The sequence below is a fragment of the Nostoc sp. NOS(2021) genome (assembly GCF_017115025.1).
Taxonomy (GTDB): Bacteria; Cyanobacteriota; Cyanobacteriia; order Cyanobacteriales; family Nostocaceae; genus Nostoc.
Genome location: NZ_JABXKM010000102.1, coordinates 1 through 16,673, shown reverse-complemented (window position 1 = coordinate 16,673; position 16,673 = coordinate 1). Strand labels below are relative to the sequence as shown.

18 protein-coding genes are annotated in these 16,673 nt (G+C 42.1%); 13 read left to right on the top strand and 5 right to left on the bottom strand.

Annotation, left to right across the window (positions count from 1 at the left end; translation table 11 throughout):
• The first annotated feature begins 91 nt into the window (after nucleotides 1-91).
• The 11 genes from HWQ41_RS12730 (at nucleotide 92) to HWQ41_RS12680 (ending at nucleotide 12,085) form a co-directional block, all read left to right on the top strand.
• A complete protein-coding gene (locus HWQ41_RS12730) occupies nucleotides 92-1,078 on the top strand; it encodes a decaprenyl-phosphate phosphoribosyltransferase (RefSeq protein WP_292763229.1) in 987 nt (328 codons plus the stop codon).
• Between the two features lie 50 nt (nucleotides 1,079-1,128).
• Nucleotides 1,129-1,767 carry a methyltransferase domain-containing protein gene (locus HWQ41_RS12725; RefSeq protein ID WP_292763227.1) on the top strand — a complete coding sequence of 213 codons (639 nt, stop codon included), beginning with the start codon at nucleotides 1,129-1,131 and terminating at the stop codon, nucleotides 1,765-1,767.
• A gap of 34 nt (nucleotides 1,768-1,801) precedes the next feature.
• On the top strand, nucleotides 1,802-2,431 hold the full coding sequence (locus HWQ41_RS12720) for a YqeG family HAD IIIA-type phosphatase (protein WP_292763225.1): 630 nt from the start codon (nucleotides 1,802-1,804) through the stop codon (nucleotides 2,429-2,431).
• Nucleotides 2,432-2,483: 52 nt separating this feature from the next.
• Nucleotides 2,484-2,819: an SMR family transporter gene (locus HWQ41_RS12715; RefSeq protein WP_292763223.1), complete on the top strand. Its 336-nt coding sequence runs from the start codon at nucleotides 2,484-2,486 to the stop codon at nucleotides 2,817-2,819.
• Between the two features lie 287 nt (nucleotides 2,820-3,106).
• Nucleotides 3,107-4,672, top strand: coding sequence for a glycosyltransferase family 39 protein (locus HWQ41_RS12710; RefSeq protein WP_292763221.1), 1,566 nt, complete (start codon nucleotides 3,107-3,109; stop codon nucleotides 4,670-4,672).
• A gap of 170 nt (nucleotides 4,673-4,842) precedes the next feature.
• Nucleotides 4,843-6,534 carry a protein kinase gene (locus HWQ41_RS12705; RefSeq protein WP_292763219.1) on the top strand — a complete coding sequence of 564 codons (1,692 nt, stop codon included), beginning with the start codon at nucleotides 4,843-4,845 and terminating at the stop codon, nucleotides 6,532-6,534.
• 2 nt (nucleotides 6,535-6,536) lie between these two features.
• Nucleotides 6,537-7,214 carry a dethiobiotin synthase gene (bioD, locus tag HWQ41_RS12700; protein WP_292763253.1) on the top strand — a complete coding sequence of 226 codons (678 nt, stop codon included), beginning with the start codon at nucleotides 6,537-6,539 and terminating at the stop codon, nucleotides 7,212-7,214.
• A 457-nt stretch (nucleotides 7,215-7,671) separates the two neighbouring features.
• Nucleotides 7,672-8,946, top strand: a complete 1,275-nt coding sequence (locus HWQ41_RS12695; protein ID WP_292763217.1) for a transposase — start codon at nucleotides 7,672-7,674, stop codon at nucleotides 8,944-8,946.
• Nucleotides 8,947-9,127: 181 nt separating this feature from the next.
• Nucleotides 9,128-10,030, top strand: a complete 903-nt coding sequence (locus tag HWQ41_RS12690) for an undecaprenyl-diphosphate phosphatase (RefSeq protein ID WP_292763215.1) — start codon at nucleotides 9,128-9,130, stop codon at nucleotides 10,028-10,030.
• A gap of 27 nt (nucleotides 10,031-10,057) precedes the next feature.
• Nucleotides 10,058-10,750 carry a DUF4337 domain-containing protein gene (locus tag HWQ41_RS12685; RefSeq protein ID WP_292763213.1) on the top strand — a complete coding sequence of 231 codons (693 nt, stop codon included), beginning with the start codon at nucleotides 10,058-10,060 and terminating at the stop codon, nucleotides 10,748-10,750.
• A 102-nt stretch (nucleotides 10,751-10,852) separates the two neighbouring features.
• Nucleotides 10,853-12,085 carry a M20 family metallopeptidase gene (locus HWQ41_RS12680; protein WP_292763211.1) on the top strand — a complete coding sequence of 411 codons (1,233 nt, stop codon included), beginning with the start codon at nucleotides 10,853-10,855 and terminating at the stop codon, nucleotides 12,083-12,085.
• Between the two features lie 188 nt (nucleotides 12,086-12,273).
• On the opposite strand, the gene HWQ41_RS12675 is transcribed toward HWQ41_RS12680, so the two are convergent.
• The 3 genes from HWQ41_RS12675 to HWQ41_RS12665 form a co-directional block, all read right to left on the bottom strand.
• Nucleotides 12,274-12,732, bottom strand: coding sequence for a type II toxin-antitoxin system VapC family toxin (locus tag HWQ41_RS12675; RefSeq protein ID WP_292763209.1), 459 nt, complete (start codon nucleotides 12,730-12,732; stop codon nucleotides 12,274-12,276).
• Between the two features lie 2 nt (nucleotides 12,733-12,734).
• Entirely contained in the window at nucleotides 12,735-13,007 is a 273-nt protein-coding gene (locus tag HWQ41_RS12670) for a DUF2281 domain-containing protein (RefSeq protein WP_292763207.1), read from the bottom strand.
• 227 nt (nucleotides 13,008-13,234) lie between these two features.
• Complete coding sequence (locus tag HWQ41_RS12665; protein WP_292763206.1) at nucleotides 13,235-13,813, bottom strand: GUN4 domain-containing protein; 579 nt, start codon at nucleotides 13,811-13,813, stop codon at nucleotides 13,235-13,237.
• 243 nt (nucleotides 13,814-14,056) lie between these two features.
• Between HWQ41_RS12665 and HWQ41_RS12660 the strand changes: the two genes are divergently transcribed.
• Nucleotides 14,057-14,338, top strand: a complete 282-nt coding sequence (locus tag HWQ41_RS12660) for a hypothetical protein (RefSeq protein WP_292763205.1) — start codon at nucleotides 14,057-14,059, stop codon at nucleotides 14,336-14,338.
• 16 nt (nucleotides 14,339-14,354) lie between these two features.
• Here HWQ41_RS12660 and HWQ41_RS12655 read toward each other — a convergent pair whose 3' ends face one another.
• Together HWQ41_RS12655 and HWQ41_RS12650 are read right to left on the bottom strand one after the other, a co-directional pair.
• On the bottom strand, nucleotides 14,355-14,747 hold the full coding sequence (locus HWQ41_RS12655; RefSeq protein ID WP_292763203.1) for a hypothetical protein: 393 nt from the start codon (nucleotides 14,745-14,747) through the stop codon (nucleotides 14,355-14,357).
• Nucleotides 14,716-14,982, bottom strand: a complete 267-nt coding sequence (locus tag HWQ41_RS12650; RefSeq protein WP_292763201.1) for a hypothetical protein — start codon at nucleotides 14,980-14,982, stop codon at nucleotides 14,716-14,718. The genes HWQ41_RS12655 and HWQ41_RS12650 overlap by 32 nt, the downstream gene beginning before the upstream one ends.
• A 324-nt stretch (nucleotides 14,983-15,306) precedes the next feature.
• Here HWQ41_RS12650 and HWQ41_RS12645 point away from each other — a divergent pair, with 324 nt between their 5' ends.
• Nucleotides 15,307-16,626 (top strand): acetyl ornithine aminotransferase family protein, encoded by a 1,320-nt coding sequence (locus tag HWQ41_RS12645; protein ID WP_292763199.1) that lies wholly within the window; start codon nucleotides 15,307-15,309, stop codon nucleotides 16,624-16,626.
• Nucleotides 16,627-16,673 lie beyond the last annotated feature (47 nt).

Genomic DNA, 16,673 nt, shown 5'->3' with positions numbered 1-16,673 from the left:
AGTAATTTTACTAAAATAAATTTTAATTCAGACAGCTTGGGAAAGTTGTTCAATCTAATTCTCCTGACACAGAGAGGCGACAGGCATAGTTATGGACTCTCGGCGTACTTCAGTAGTAGAAAAATCTTTAACTGCTATAACAACTGGTTCCAAGAAGTCGGCGTACTGTTTAGCTGCTATGCGACCACGACAATGGACAAAAAACCTGGTAGTGTTTGCAGCACCATTGTTTGCGTTTAGCATCAATCTGCAATCTCTGCTAGGTAGCCTATTGGCATTTATCTTATTTTGCTGTGCATCAAGTAGCTTCTACTTAATCAATGACATCGCAGATGTTGAATCTGACCGTCAGCACCCTGTCAAGTGTAAGCGGCCAATTGCCGCCGGATTAGTCAGCATCCGTATTGCTAGTGGGATGGCATTGGTGCTATTAGGTAGTGCTCTGATTTTTGGGTGGTTGCGATCGCCTCAGTTGGGTGGAGCCATAACTGCATACGCCCTGTTGCAGATCGCCTATAATCTGCGACTCAAACGGATGGTGATTTTGGATGTTGGGGCGATCGCTACCGGATTTGTCCTACGAGCCTATGCCGGTGCTGCTGCTACCGGCATCGTTTTATCAGCTTGGTTTTTACTTTGCACTGCGATGCTAGCGCTATTTTTGGGTATTGAAAAGCGCAAAGCAGAACTGCGATTAGCACAAATCAAAGGCAACAAGCCTCGCAGTGTTCTCAAATACTATTCCTTGCCCCTACTGTGTCGTATGGAAAATGTCGTCACCACTGGCACGGTTGTTACTTATGCTCTTTGGAGTGCCGGTTCATACCTGCATGGGGCATCCACCTCATTCATGTTACTAACCTTGCCCTTTGTATTGTATGGAATTTTTCGCTATCAACTACTGAGTGACCCCCAAGAGATTGCCAATTACGGCGACAACCATCCTGAGCAAGGTGGACGTAGTGAGCGCCCGGAAGAAGTATTGTTGAAAGACTTGCCGATACTAGTCACAGTTATTGGTTGGATTCTCACCTGCTTTGTGATTCTTTGGCTGAAAAACCAAGGAATGATCGAATAAATCTTACAAGAAAAGACATCAGTACTAAGTCGTTTTATTTAACAACTTGTATGAATAGTTTTACCCTTGCTGACGAGATGAAATTACCTTGTCAAAGAATGTCTGGGCTTGCTGCTCTAAAAACGCGCTATCGTCCATTTATCTGTCCTCTTGATCTGGTTCTTGCCAAGATTCCAGAAGGTGCGCGTCTTTATGATATTGGCTGTGGGACAGGAGCATTACTTTATCTGGCTTTAAAGTTGCGCTCAGTAAAAATAGCTCATGGTTATGATATTTCACCGCTTGCGGTGAAAGCTGCTGCCGCTTTTGGAATGCAACCTGAAATATTTCAGGTTATCCATTTGTCTCCAGAAGAAACACCACCGGATTTGCATGGATATGACACTGTAACCATGATTGATGTTCTGCACCATATTCCTGCAAAACTACAGGACGATTTTCTCCGTAAAACAATTGCACAGATGGATTCGGGAGCAAGGCTGATTATTAAAGACATTGAGGCATCTAAAATTATTGGGTCTTTTATGAATCAGCTTCATGACTTGTTGTTGGCGAGAGAATGGGTTCACCAACGCCGAAGTCAGGATATTGTTCAGGTTTTACAATCGATGGGAGCCACAGTTAGCCGGCCAGTTATCCGTTGGACTTTTTGGTATCCACACTTTCAAATTGTGATCTTGGTACCTTAAGCGCTGACGGGAGGAAATTTGACGGAATTTAGAGATGAAAAATCCTACAACTGTTTTCAGAAAACTCTTCAGTATCTTTGCCTCGTGGCTGCATTTTCTCATTCAGGGAAACAACCAACTAGGTTTTAAAAGCAACCCCCACAGACTACCACCACGAGCTTCTACACTGGCAAGCATCGAAATTAACTGGCTAAAAACCTGTAGTATTCAAGGTATAATCCTAGATTTAGACAACACTATTGTGTCGGAAGATGACCAGTACCTATCTCCTTGTGCAGAAGATTGGATTACGCAAGCAAAGTTAGCCGGATTACAATTTTTTATACTTTCAAATGGTAAACGTCGCTATCGCGTCAAATATTGGTCTCATCGTCTTGATATTCCAGCGCTCAGTCCAGCGAAAAAACCCTTTCCCCCTGCATTTCAACAGGCAATAGCTTATATGCAGTTACCAGCCAAACGCATACTCGTCATTGGTGATAGTTTACATACTGATTTTGTCGGGGCACTACTTTCTGGATGTAGCTACATCCAAGTTGCTAGCTTACCGCACCCGCCCCGATGGTGGGAAAAACTTGCTGGCAGATGGGTGCAAATATCTTATCCATCTGGAGGAGAACTTTGGGATTTTGATAGTGCTGCTGGTTATGAGAGTTTCTTCTAAATTGCTCTTTTTATCAAAAAATATCACGTTGTCAAGTAAGTAAATTTTCCCGATGAATAACCAGATAATTTTTAGTTTATTGATTTTAATTACAGTGGGGTTAAATACACTGGCTCAAAATCTGTTGAAACTAGGAGCAGGACAAAATCCGTTAAATATCTATTTACTGGGAGGGATTATTAGTTATGGTGTGAGTGCAATTTTTTATGTGGTAGTTTTAGGTAAATTGAATTTATCTGTTGCCTATCCAATAGTAATAGGCTTAACAATTATAGTCACAATGCTCACTGCTGCTGTAATTTTGCGAGAAAAAATTTTGTTTTCCCAATGGTTAGGAATGGGTTTGATGTTGAGCGGTATTGGTGCAATTTCTTTAGGTAAACATTGATTATAGAACTTACGCACTTTACAGATTGACCATCATGTGAAAGGTAGGCTTTTTAAGCTAAAAGTCTTGCCCTGCCTCCTGGTTTGACGGGAGGCAGAGCCGGACACAAGAGCATTACAAGGCTAGAGCCTTGTAACGAGAGGTAATTCACAGTTAGTTGTCTCTGTCAATGCGTAAGTCCTAGATTATTTGAAGAATAGTAAGTTATGTAAGCAAAAGTGCCAAGACGGACATAAATAAAACGCTTTATCGTTGCATCACTCATAGACTAAAGAGGAGATAAAATTATGATTAGAATCCAAAATCAGAAATGGTCGAGATATTATCTGTCTATTTTAATAGTGATTATTTTGAGCGTTTTTCTGCGCTTTTTTATGTTGGCAAACCAGAGTCTCTGGTATGATGAGGGTTTAAGCTTAACTAATTCTGATGTCTCGACATTTCAAGAAAGCATTTCGAGAGTTAGACACATCGGAAATAGTGATAGATTTCAACCACTATACTTTATAGTTCTGTTTTGGTGGCGTCAGGTATTTGGTGAAACTGAATTTGCCCTTCGCTCACTCTCTGCTGTTTTAGGAATTGGCTCAACTATCGTTATATTCTTTACTGCTTTGCGGATATACGGGAAAAAGCACGCCTTATGGTCTCTGCTAATTATGACATTCAGTTCTTTCTGTGTTATTTACAGCCAAGAAGCAAGAATTTATGCCTTCGCAACGTTTATAGCCTCACTTCAATTATATTTCTTTAGCAAGGTATTAGTTAAAAATAAGGCTCATCAAGGTACTTCAATATGGCTGTTTAGTATTTTTACTGCTTTAGGGATTTTTAGTAACATTACTATGTGGTTTTTGACTACAGCCCTATGTCTATCTCATATTGCCATCTATAGAAACTTCAAGCAATGGTTGCAATGGTGGCTTCCTGCTGCATTTTTATCTTTACCGTCAATTATTTATCACCTGACTTTACCTGGAGCAACTGATCCCGAAAGCATTAAAATTGCTCGTTCGGGATTACCCATAATCCAAAATATTCTTTTTGTGTTAAATGGACTTTTAGTGGGGACAACGTATGGGCCTTCAATGGAGCAGTTGCGCGGCGATGATAGAGTGCAGGTTATGCTTAGTTACTGGCCTCAGATGCTTTTATTGTTGATTGTCGGTACTGCCATTTTCTTGGCTTTAGTAAGAGTTTTATTGATACACAAAAAAAAGAGCAGAGAGCAACATGCTAATTACTTCTTTACTTCTGTTTTTGTCATAGCATTTTTGCTGGGATTGCTCTTAGCTATAGTCGCCAAAACTAATTGGGTACCACGTCACTCTTATTATCTTTGGTTACCACTTGCCATGCTTATCCCATCAGCTTTGAGTCAAAGACCTAGTATTGGTTCAAAGCGTTATAGAGTGTCTCAGTTGGCTCAAATTGCTGTGATCTCTCTGATAGTTCTGAATATTTATTCTCTTTTTAACTACTACTTCAATGAAAACTATCAAAAAGATGACTATCGCTCTGCTGTCCACTACATTATAAAAAATCGATCGTCTTCTACACAATCTGTATTTTTATTTGGCAATCCCAGATTATTTAGATACTACGGTGACACTCTAAGTCTGGATGGAAGGAAGTTAGGGGATGAGTTAAAAAAGGGGATTAAGAATGAAAATTTTGCAGGAAAAATTGAAAAATTAACAAATAGGGCGGATACAGTTTTGATCGTAGTTAATCGTGATTATCTATTTCCCAAAGGATTGATTGAAAAAGAGATGAGTGATTTGTATAACCTGGATTCTCAAGTTAATTTTACATATTTCAAAATCTATCGTTTTCCCAGGAAGAGAAATTGAATTGGGGATTGGGAACTCTTAAGTTATGCAGTAGGAAACAACCTTGCTCTGGTGGGATGTACCCGTTGAGTATAGTAGAATATTGCCGCAGGTAACTGTCCGTCGCCTCTTGGACTTAATCTTTGTGGGTGACTTCCTCCTCAGTTGCTACTACACTCAATCAATCGATCATGCAACCACCCATTACAGTTGGCACTGTCTTGCAAAACCGTTACCGCATAATTCAAATTCTCGGACAGGGAGGATTTGGTAGAACCTATCTGGCAGAAGACCAGAGGCGCTTTAACGAACTTTGCGCGATCAAGGAATTGATTCCAACAGCAAGGTCGCCTTTGGCTTGGGAGAAGGCACAAGAGCTTTTTCACCGAGAAGCTGCCATTTTATATCAAATCGAACACCCACAAGTGCCTAAATTCCGGGAAAGATTTGAGCAAGACCAACGCTTATTTTTGGTGGAGGACTACGTTGCAGGTCAGACGTACCGAACTCTGCTGGCTGAACGTCAAGCTGGGGGTCAAACCTTCACAGAGGCTGAAGTATTGCGGCTGATACAGTTGTTGCTGCCTGTTTTAGAGCATATTCACAGTCGAGGGATTATTCACCGAGATATCTCGCCAGATAATATTATTTTGCGAGATAGTGACGCTAAACCTGTGTTAATTGACTTTGGGGTGGTGAAGGAACTAGCAACACGGTTACGATCGCCAGAGAGTGCAATGCCAGAAACGACTGTGGGAAAATTAGGCTACTCTCCTAGTGAACAAATGCAAACAGGGGGAGCTTATCCTAGTAGTGATTTGTATGCATTAGCGGTGAGTGCAATTGTTTTGCTGACTGGTAAAGAACCAAGGGATCTATTTGACGAAAACCAACTAACTTGGAATTGGCAGCGGTGGGTAAGAGTTAATCCGCGATTTGCCCTGGTTTTGAATCGAATGTTGAATCATCTACCGAGCGATCGCTACCAAAGTGCTGCTAATGTATCCCAAGCACTGCAATCTCTGGCTCAACCCAGCGTCCCTACCCCAAATGTATCGAACTTGCAAACAATGGCTGTTAGTCGCCGTCCTCAGGTAGTACCACCAGCAGCTTCGCCCAAGAAACAACCCGCGCCTGTGATTCCACCAAGTCCCACTAGCTCAGTTTTGGATAATCCTTTAGCGATCGGGGCAATTGGCAGCGCTGTAGTGATCATAGCGGGATTTAGTTCTTGGGCGCTGGTAAGTTCCATCCGCAGTCAGCCGAAAACACCACCAAATGAGACGCTTCCACAAAATTTCCCTTCACCAGTGATTTCTGGTGGTACTACATCCACACCCACACCCACTAACGAGCAACCTGTTGTATCTACTAAGCGCCTCAATCTGGGAGCATTTAATAACACAGCCACGCTTAAAGATACTCTGAAAACAAATCAAATAATCCGGTACACTTTTTTGGGGCAAGAAGGTGACAAGTTAACTGCGTTTATTGACCCAGGAAGCAGTGTTTTGCTAACAGTCTTAAGTCCCAATCAACAACCAATTGATCATAATGCCCAGCAAGTAACATCTTATGAAAGCACATTGCTGGTTACTGGTAGATATACTATTGAGTTAACACTGCTTTCAGGAGTTGCCGAAAGCAATTACAACCTCAATGTTGCATTAGAAAAACCAGTCAAACCAATTCCGACAGAGACACCCTTGCCAATTCCGACAGAGACACCCTTGCCAATTCCGACAGAAACACCTCTGCCAATTCCGACAGAAACACCTCTGCCAATTCCGACAGAGACACCCTTGCCAATTCCGACCACTGGTGAAACGCCAACTTTTCCGCCGGTTGATGGAACACAACCATTTTCTGGCCAAAGAAATTAATGTTGAACACACTACTGATTACTGGAACTGATACCGAAGCTGGTAAAACTGTTTTAACAACAGCATTAGCAGCCTATTGGCAAAAATATTATCCGCAGCGTAGCTGGGGAATCATGAAACCGATTCAATCGGGGATTGGCGATCGCGAGTGGTATCAAAAGCTATTTACACTAGAACAATCCCCAGAAGAAATTACACCTTTGTACTTTCAAGCACCTTTAGCCCCTCCCATAGCAGCAGCAAGGGAAAATCGGCGAGTAGATTTAGCACTTGTGTGGCAAGCTTTGTCTAAGTTGCGATCGCATCGTGATTTTGTGCTTGTAGAAGCCTTGGGAGGGTTAGGTTCGCCAGTAACTGAAGAATTAACGGTAGCCGATTTAGCAGGAGAATGGCGTTTACCAACGGTATTGGTAGTACCAGTTAGATTGGGTGCGATCGCTCAAGCAGTGGCGAATGTAGCATTAGCTAGACAATCGCGCGTCAATCTCAAAGGCATTGTTCTGAACTGCGTACAACCCCGAACGGATGCAGAAATAGCTGACTGGACACCACACCAATTGATTCAATCACTCACTAATACGCCAGTTTTAGGCTGCTTGCCCTATTTAGATAACTTGACTGACTTAGATAAACTTGCTCAAATAGCATCAGATTTAGATTGGGAAACACTGACATTTTAAATTGGGCATTGGGCATTTTGTAGCGATCGCTCCAGCCCTGTTTACAACTTGTGCAGTCACAGTTCTGACATAACTCGGTAATAGCTTTGTCAATCAGACGTGCAATGGTAATAAGGAAAGATGAAATTAACCTAACTCTAATGACACACAAGGCAGGATTTACCTGCCTTATTTCATATTTGGGACTAAAACACCACTTCATTAGCAGCTTTAGTCTGTGCGAAACATGAGTATTATAAAACTTTAAACAAAACATAGTCATATCTAATCAGATATAGTCTTTATTTGGGGTTTAGGCAGTTGTGCAATCCATGCCCTAACCACATCAGAATTTGACACCCCTCTGTTATCTGCAACGTGATTGCAACTGCAACAATTCATATTCTGTTACCCGCACAACTAACCTTTTATCTCTCCCAAGAGTGTTACCATTTGGTTATACATTAAAGATAGCAGAATGCAGTTAGTAGAGCAGAGGATCATTAAGAAAAGCAATCCGGCATGGGAGCAGATAGATGCAATGTCATTTGCTGCTAAAAACCTGTGGAACGCTGCTAATTACTGCATTCGCCAATCATTCATTTACGGGCATGGTGTGCTGTCTTACAACTCAATGGACAAGTTAATGCAGCCAAGCTTGGAGTACAAAGCACTACCAGCTAAAGTTGCACAGCAAGTCCTAAAGTTATTAGACAAATCATGGAAAGGATACTTCACTGGGATTGCACAATATAAATTAGACAAAACTAATTTTACAGGTAGACCGAAAATACCGGGGTATAAACCCAAGCATGGACGTGGTGTTTTAATTTTCACTGAGCAAGCAACTTCTAAAAAAGTATTTAAACAATCAGGGCAGATTAAACTTAGCGCTATTGACTACACATTTGACACGCAGATAAAGCAGTCAGATTATTGTCAGTCTCGGATTGTGCCAAAAATTGACCACTATGTTTTAGAAATAGTTTATGAGGTTAGCGACCATGAATTGAGTCAGAGTACAGAACGCATTGCAGCAATTGACTTGGGGATTGATAATTTGATGGCGGTAACATCAAACGTGCCAGGGTTTAAACCTGTTCTCGTTAACGGTCGTCCACTCAAAAGCATGAATCAATTCTTCAATAAAAAACGCGCTACACTGCAACGGCGCAGTGGGATTAAGACATCCAGAAGGATTAAACACCTGACTACCAAGCGTAACTTCAAAATCAGAAATTATTTACACCGTGCATCTAATTATGTGATTGAGCTACTCATCAAGTTAGGAGTTACAAAATTAGTCGTTGGTCAAAATCATGACTGGAAGCGTAGCGTTAATATCGGCAAGAGAAATAATCAAGCTTTCGTGTCAATACCCGACGGTCAGTTAATTGATATGCTCACCTATAAAGGAAACAGAGTGGGCATTGATATAATTGTTCGAGAAGAATCCTACAGTAGCCAATCTAGCTTTCTCGATGGTGATTTTATCCCTGATTATGGGAGCAAACCAGAAACCTGGAAACCATCAGGTAAGCGGATATGCAGAGGGCTGTACCGAACTAAATCTGGACGACTCTGCAATGCTGATATTAACGGCAGCTACAACATACTTAAAAAAGAATTCCCCAATGCTTTCTCCCAAGGGGAGACGCTAAAAGCGAACGAGACAGGGGATAGCGAGGTCTTAGTTGACCCAATTCGGGTAAATTTGAGTGGTTTTATAGCCAAAAGCTTGACCCCATTTTAGATGCCTTAAAGGTTCTGTGAAAGAATGGTAATTTCTAAAAAGCCATGCCTGACTATATTTGACTATACAGAACTGAACTATTAAATGTCATCCAAGTGCCATATCTTAGTCATAGAAACGTCACTGGCATAAGTTAATTTGTCGGTATTTGAGTGAAAGTAAATTATTTACGCCTGATATCATGATGCTTTCTTTTGCGGTGGCGAGTGCAGTCTGTGGCAACGGTAGCGAAGTGAATCTAGACTTTGCTAACTTTAGCTGGATTGACGTGATTATTTTAGGCATCGTTCAGGGAATTACAGAACTACTGCCAATTAGCAGTACTGCTCATTTGCGGATAGTGCCAACTCTACTGGGACTGAAAGATCCGGGGTCTGCTTTTTCCGCAGCAATGCAGTTAGCTAGCTTGACTGCTGTTTTAGTCTATTTTTGGCAAGACTTAAAAAAATTAACCGGAGAGACAGTTAGAGCAATTAGCGGGCAAGACTATCAATCTAGTTCTTTGCAACTGATGTTAGGTTTATTGATAGGAACTTTGCCCATTGCTGTGGCTGGTGTGCTACTCAAACCAATTCTTAACGCCTGTAACTCACCAATCCGGGGGTTAGTAGTTATCGGTGCGGCTTCAATTATTATGTCAGGATTGCTGGCGATCGCCGAAAAACGCGGAGGACGCGATCGCACTTTCGACAACCTCAACCTCTGGGATGGCATTTGGGTAGGGGTTGCTCAAGCTTTTGCTCTCATCCCTGGCGTTTCTCGCTCTGGTTCCACCCTCACCGCCGGCTTATTTTTGGGCATGAAACGGGAGACATCTGCCCGATTTTCTTTTTTGTTGGGCTTACCAGCCGTGATTTTGGCAGGTGCTGTAGAACTCCACACTCTTACGAAAGCAGGACTGAGTGCGGCTGGTTGGTTGACTTTGTTGGTGGGCTTAATCTCCGCCAGCATTTCCGCTTTTCTAGCAATTTGGGGACTCCTACGCTACCTGGAAAAACACAGTACCTTGATTTTTATTTTCTACCGCTTGGGGATGGGTGTATTTTTGATCGTTGCTGTGATGGCTGGTTGGTTGCAAAATTGATTTTAACTGATAATAGGGTATGACGATATGGACATAAACCCGATTGACCTGATTGAGCCGGAAAACGATGAACCCGAAACGTCAGCTAACCGCGAAAAACGCAAAAGTCGTCTAAATAGTGCTGTTGCAATTGCAGTTGCATTGATCGCAACCTTTATGGGGATCTGCAAAGTCAAAGACGATAATCTGGTTCAGGCAATGCAGCAAGCTCAAGCAAATAAAATTGACGATTGGGCGTTATACCAGGCTCGTAATATTCGTGAAGAAATAGCCAAATCAAATGTGACGCAACTCAAATTGCAATCTCTTTCTCAACCTTCTGCCGTGAGGGCTGACTATGAAAAACAGATTGCGGCTTATCAAGTCATTGCTGATAAAGAAGACCAGAAAAAGCAGGAACAGAAAGTAACTGCCGATAAAGATCAAACAACCTATGACCAGCTTAATTACCATGACGACCAGTTTGACCTAGCTGATGCCTTCTTATCGCTCTCTGTCTCGCTATTTGCCATCACATCTCTATCTCAGAAAAAATGGTTGTTCTACCTCGCCTTGTTACCAACTATATTTGGCTTGGTCATGGGGTTATCTGGATTATTAAACTGGCAACTACACCCCGATGCTTTGACCAAATTACTATCCGAAAATTTCTTAGAAAAGGCAGCCGAAGAAAAAATCGTGCTTTCCACTCGCACTTCCCCTAATCCCAAAGTGTTGTGAATTGATTGATTGATTGAGAAGATTCTGATTCTTCCCCAGTCCCTACGATAAAGTGGGAAAATAAACTTGCGTTAGCTGTACTTAAATTAGTTTGTCTTTATAATGGTTTCTACCTTTCCCAATCCCTCTTCTGTTGATCTATCTCGCATCCGACTGGCAATCCGTTCATTGCAACCGCAGTTAGTAGAGTGGCGGCGGCGATTGCATCAACAACCAGAGTTGGGTTTTCAAGAAAAACTGACGGCTGAGTTTGTATCACAAAAGCTGCAAGAATGGGGAATTGAGCATCAAACTGGCATTGCCCACACTGGCATTGTTGCCACCATCAAAGGCAAAGGGGAAGATTCAGAAACAATCCAAAATCCAAAAGTTTTAGCGATTCGGGCAGATATGGATGCTTTGCCAATCCAAGAACTCAACGAAGTGCCCTACAAATCGCAGCATAATGGAGTGATGCACGCTTGTGGACATGATGGACATACAGCGATCGCTTTAGGTACAGCTTACCATCTTCAGCAGCATCGCCAAGACTTCTCAGGTATTGTGAAAATTATCTTTCAGCCAGCAGAAGAATCACCAGGAGGCGCAAAGCCGATGATTGAAGCTGGAGTTCTGAAAAATCCTGATGTTGACGCGATTATCGGTTTGCACTTGTGGAATAATTTACCCTTGGGAACAGTGGGTGTGCGGGCTGGGGCGTTGATGGCAGCTGTGGAGTGCTTTAACTGCACAATTTTGGGTAAAGGTGGACACGGCGCACTACCCCATCAAACTGTTGACTCGGTGGTAGTTGCTGCCCAAATTGTAAATGCTTTGCAAACCATTGTCGCTCGGAATGTTAATCCCATTGATTCAGCAGTGGTGACAGTGGGCGAACTTCATGCAGGAACCAAGCGGAATGTGATTGCTGATACAGCGAGAATGAGTGCCACTGTCAGGTATTTTAATCCTAGTTTGAAAGGCTTTTTCAACCAGCGCGTCGAGCAGATTATTGCCGGAATTTGTCAGAGTCAGGGTGCAAATTATGACTTAGAATACTGGTCACTTTATCCACCAGTCATTAATGATATTAAGATAGCGGAATTGGTGCGAACTGTAGCAGAAGAAGTGATAGAAACCCCGTTGGGTATTGTGCCAGAATGCCAAACTATGGCTGCTGAAGATATGTCATTTTTCTTGCAAGAGGTTCCTGGTTGCTATTTCTTTTTAGGTTCTGCAAATCCAGAGAAAGATTTGGCGTATCCCCATCATCATCCCCGGTTTGATTTTGATGAAACCGCCTTGGGAATGGGTGTGGAAATATTTGTGAGATGTGTGGAGAAGTTTTTGAATTAATTGAGTAGGTGTAAATTAGCTGTTTTTTTACCCTGTTGAATTTACACCCAACTTTCCCAAGAAATTTCTCTTATATCATGTCCGCTAAATCACTTACGATATGTCATTGCGAGCGCAACGTTCGCGCTTGCGTCTCGTAGAGAAGTGAAGCGAAGCAATCGCAAAGGTTTTGGGATTGCTTCACTACGCTAACGCTTCGTTCGCAATGACAAGTGTTTAACCGGACATGATATTACTTGTCGCATTCGCTCAAAGTCGCTATCAGATGAAACAAGAGTCAATGAATGACGTAAAACTGTAGCAGCTATCCAGAGGTCATTTTCACTAATGCCTATGGTATTTAGTTTGGTTGTTTTACGTTTATTTTTTTCTTTTGGGCCGAATTGTTTGATAATTTCTGATTTAAAATCACCGTAGATTTCTGTTGTTTCTTTGTCGATCCCGTATAGATTAATTCGTTTGAGAAATGCATTAATTTTTATTAAATTAGCAGCTTTTTGATGTGAGTTTTGTGCCATAAAGTGCAACTCACCAGCAACAATAACACTGGTTGCTAATTGTACCTGACCAAGCGATCGCAAGTGATTTACAACGCTAGGCACACCTTCCATCAAGAAGGAACAGTGATTAGTATCCAAGAGATACATAATTAAAATTCTAGAGTTATCCGACTGTCATGAACTAGTTGCAGGCATTCTCTAATATCTGAACCTTCCCAACTGCCCACAAATTCTAATAAATCTTCAGCAGTAGAACCTGTTAAGGTATGCTCTGTTGTAAGCATCTGAGCAGATTGGCTATCTGAAGATATGCTGTTTGTTTGATGTTTGGCTTGCAAAAATTGCACAAAATCTAAAATTTCCTGTAATAAGGGTTCAGGTAATTTTTGTAGTTCTTGATTAATTTGTTCCTTAATAGTCATTATTGACCCTGTGTTTACAAGGTTGAAAAACTGGGTATGATTTTGTTATTACATTTATATATTATCTAATGTTGAAATATTGATTTCGGCTTTTTGTGTTTGCCAAGCGTGCGCCTTAGTGCCTTGCCTATTTAAACAGTGCCAGGTAACGAAAAGCTAGAACCCGCAAGGCTTCGTGGAATATATCTTGTTCACAAAGTTTTACAAATCTCGAAAACCTTTATAGATTACAATTTACAAGTCTGGACGCGAGAGAAGAAGGAGCCTACTGGATATCTCCCTTTTATGTTGATGTTGCCTGGAATAGTCGGGAGATGCCCCTGGGTAGAGTCTAGCGAATAGTTGTGTTCATCCTTGTATAGCCAGCCATAATTATTGCGCCAGCCTAAGCGATCGCCCAAAAGACACTCAGTTTCATAATCTACTTTGCCACCGCATTCTAGCCAAATGCGTTTTTGTACGCTAAAGCCAAAATGACCATTGCTGTATTTTACCCATAATTGGTCAATTGTGCGTAAGTCTGTGCAGGGAAATTTTTCTATGGATTTTTCGTCAAGCCAGCCTTGCTGTTCTCTTTTGGCTGCTTTCAGCATGACTTTGGTGGTTTCTTCGTCTGCTGCTTTCCATTGACCCGCTTTGAGTAAATTCTCTAGGTTTTGGTAATCTACCCCCACATCTGAAGCTAATATCAATACTTTTACTTTTATACTCTCAATTTCTACAAAATAGCTCCCCGCTTGCGAGAAGGAGAGTAAATTCAACCACTCTTCCATTGTCTGGGGTCGGTCTTTTGCCTCTAATGCCATTCCTTGCAAAATCGCTTGATTTACCTCATCACTAAGACTAGAGACAAGTTGCTTTGGTGGTACTAATTCCTCTTGATCGTACTTACGGTCAAAGGAATTGGTGGGGCGTTGTCCAGTGATGGCATAGTATAACGATCCAGCTAAACAATGTTGATTCTGACACGTTTTTTGTTGGTTATGGTGGTTGGCGTTGGTGAATTAGGAAAGCTCACGCAAAGGCGCAGAGAGGAAGATTGAGGTTTTGTGGCAACTGCCGATCTAACTATTGCGATCGCAAAAGCAACAAATGCGACTGCTGATCTAACTATTGCGATCGCAAAAGCAACAAATGCAGCTGCTGATCTAACTATTGCACTCGCAAAAGCAACAAATGCAGCTGCTGATCTAACTATTGCACTCGCAAAAGCAACAAATGCAGCTGCTGATCTAACTATTGCGATCGCAAAAGTAACAAATGCGACTGCTGATCTAACTATTGCGATCGCAAAAGCAACAAATGCGACTACTGATCTAACTATTGCGTAGGCGTAGCTGCTCGTTATTACCTATTTTGTGGTTGAGTGTGGGATGATGGCGTTTGTTGTGTTGAGGGATTGGTCGGTGTTGATGGACTTGAGAAAAATCTATCAATCAATTGAACACCATTATTAAGTGCTGAAATCAAAGGTTCTATCTTAGTTATAAGTACGCCAGCTGCGAAGATTGCTGCTACCAGTACTTGTAAACGTTTATTTCCCAAACTAGGAAAAGTAAATCTCCTTCTCCAACCCAATTCTTTTAACCAGTCTTCTACTGTTTGGGGACGCTTGTCTGGTTCTAATTCCATTGCGTGGAGAATGGCTTGATTGACGCGATCGCTAATCTTATCATTCAATTCATTAGGTGGAATTAAACGCTTATTGTTATCTTGGCGCTCTATAGCACTTTCTGGCAATATTCGGATGTTTGCATATTGCTAGTTTCCGAGATTCATCAGCAAAACCTGATTTTAAGCGATCGCGGTCTTCGTTACTTAATTGATTAAGCAAATTGGAATCCAATGTTTTAATTACAACTTCCTTGGCATCCCGATCCTCAGCAAGATAAGTAATAGCAAAGTTCTCCTGTCTTAAATCTTGTTTAATTTCATACCGATCGCGGTGTAACTTTTGTCCAGATGCCCAAGTCATTGGTTGATTATCTCAGAGACTTTTATTAATTTTTGCATATAGCAATTCTCCTGTGGATTTAATACACTTTCTTGGGCAAATCTTCTGTAGCTTGTCTTCTGCCATCCAATAGTGAAGCTTTATGCTTGCTTCAAAAAATATAATATGACGCGATCGCAGAAGTTGTGTTATAAAAACGGGCAAAGTCTTAGAAAATACGAAAATCTTTACTATGAAGCTTTTTCGGTAAATGCGTAATTTCTACACGAATGGAATCAAATGCTACTGTAAGCAATCAAACTTTAGCGTTTAATCATCAGTAATCTTTAAAAAATTGAAAAAATTATGTTAAGTATCCCTATTAACTTAAATTTACCTCGTACACCCCGCCTAATAACTTCCTTACCTGGGCCTCGCGCTCAAGCAATTGTACAACGCGATCGCGCCGTAACTTCCCCTTCTTACACCCGCGATTACCCCTTAGTTGCATCTCGCGGCCAGGGCTGTATGGTGGAAGATGTGGATGGCAATGTATTTCTGGATATGACCGCAGGTATTGCCGTTACCGCCACCGGACACGCCCACCCGGAAGTCGTCAAAGCAATTCAAGAACAGTCGGCGCGTCTGCTGCACATGTCAGGGACGGATTTTTATTATGAGCCGATGGTGGAACTAGCGGAACAATTAGCGATTCGCGCCCCCTTTCCCCACCCACAGAGTAACACTGGGTTTCCCGCAAAAGTATTTTTCACCAATTCCGGGGCAGAATCCAACGAAGGAGCCATCAAACTAGCTCGATATTACACCAAGCGATCGCTAATCGTAGCCTTCTTAGGTGCATTTCACGGACGCACCTATGGGGCAATGTCTCTCACTGGTTCCAAAACAGTGCAGCGAGCTAATTTTGGGCCTTTAGTTCCTGGGGTGACTCATATCCCCTACGGCACTCACGCTAGCTTAGATTACCTGGAACAACAGCTATTTGGGACAATTTTACCACCGCAAGAAGTAGCGGCGATCGTAGTTGAACCGATTCAAGGAGAAGGTGGGTATATCGTACCGGAAGATGGTTTTTTAAAAAGGATTCGGGATATATGCGATCGCCACGGTATTCTGATGGTGGTGGATGAAGTGCAAGCGGGAATGGGGCGGACTGGTCGCCTATTTGCGATCGAGCATTGGGGTGTCATGCCTGATATCATTACTACTGCTAAAGGTATCGCCAGCGGTATGCCATTAGGAGCGATACTTGCCAGACCAGAGTTAATGACTTGGCCTCCTGGTTCTCATGCCACCACATTTGGCGGTAATCCTGTGGCTTGTGCTGCCGGTATTGCCACTTTGCGACTGCTGGAAAGTGGTTTGATGACCAATGCTACCCAGATGGGAAAATTATTACAAGCTAGTCTTACCGAGTTGCATCAAAGATTTCCTAGAGTATCGCCGCCACGAGGTAAGGGTTTGATGGTTGCGGTGGACTTATTGGATGAACAGGGTAATCTTGATCATAAATTGCGCGATCGCATTATCCAAGAAGCTTTTTTGCGCGGTTTATTGTTACTAGGTTGTGGTAAAGCAGCAATTCGTTTCTGTCCACCTCTAGTTATCGACAGCGACCAAATTCAGATAGCCCTTCAGATTATCAGCGAGATTTTAAGTTCTTAAAGAATGAGGGGGAGTATGGTATGGGGACAAGGGAGACAAGGAGGAAT

Coding starts and splice junctions, on each gene's coding strand:
- HWQ41_RS12665 (WP_292763206.1), bottom strand. CDS start 13,813: ATGGCATTAGAGGCAAAAGACCGACCCCAGACAATGGAAGAGTGGTTG.
- HWQ41_RS12650 (WP_292763201.1), bottom strand. CDS start 14,982: ATGACTTGGGCATCTGGACAAAAGTTACACCGCGATCGGTATGAAATT.
- HWQ41_RS12725 (WP_292763227.1), top strand. CDS start 1,129: ATGAATAGTTTTACCCTTGCTGACGAGATGAAATTACCTTGTCAAAGA.
- HWQ41_RS12690 (WP_292763215.1), top strand. CDS start 9,128: ATGATGCTTTCTTTTGCGGTGGCGAGTGCAGTCTGTGGCAACGGTAGC.
- HWQ41_RS12680 (WP_292763211.1), top strand. CDS start 10,853: ATGGTTTCTACCTTTCCCAATCCCTCTTCTGTTGATCTATCTCGCATC.
- HWQ41_RS12710 (WP_292763221.1), top strand. CDS start 3,107: ATGATTAGAATCCAAAATCAGAAATGGTCGAGATATTATCTGTCTATT.
- HWQ41_RS12675 (WP_292763209.1), bottom strand. CDS start 12,732: ATGTATCTCTTGGATACTAATCACTGTTCCTTCTTGATGGAAGGTGTG.
- HWQ41_RS12715 (WP_292763223.1), top strand. CDS start 2,484: ATGAATAACCAGATAATTTTTAGTTTATTGATTTTAATTACAGTGGGG.
- HWQ41_RS12705 (WP_292763219.1), top strand. CDS start 4,843: ATGCAACCACCCATTACAGTTGGCACTGTCTTGCAAAACCGTTACCGC.
- HWQ41_RS12645 (WP_292763199.1), top strand. CDS start 15,307: ATGTTAAGTATCCCTATTAACTTAAATTTACCTCGTACACCCCGCCTA.
- HWQ41_RS12730 (WP_292763229.1), top strand. CDS start 92: ATGGACTCTCGGCGTACTTCAGTAGTAGAAAAATCTTTAACTGCTATA.
- HWQ41_RS12695 (WP_292763217.1), top strand. CDS start 7,672: ATGCAGTTAGTAGAGCAGAGGATCATTAAGAAAAGCAATCCGGCATGG.
- HWQ41_RS12670 (WP_292763207.1), bottom strand. CDS start 13,007: ATGACTATTAAGGAACAAATTAATCAAGAACTACAAAAATTACCTGAA.
- HWQ41_RS12685 (WP_292763213.1), top strand. CDS start 10,058: ATGGACATAAACCCGATTGACCTGATTGAGCCGGAAAACGATGAACCC.
- HWQ41_RS12720 (WP_292763225.1), top strand. CDS start 1,802: ATGAAAAATCCTACAACTGTTTTCAGAAAACTCTTCAGTATCTTTGCC.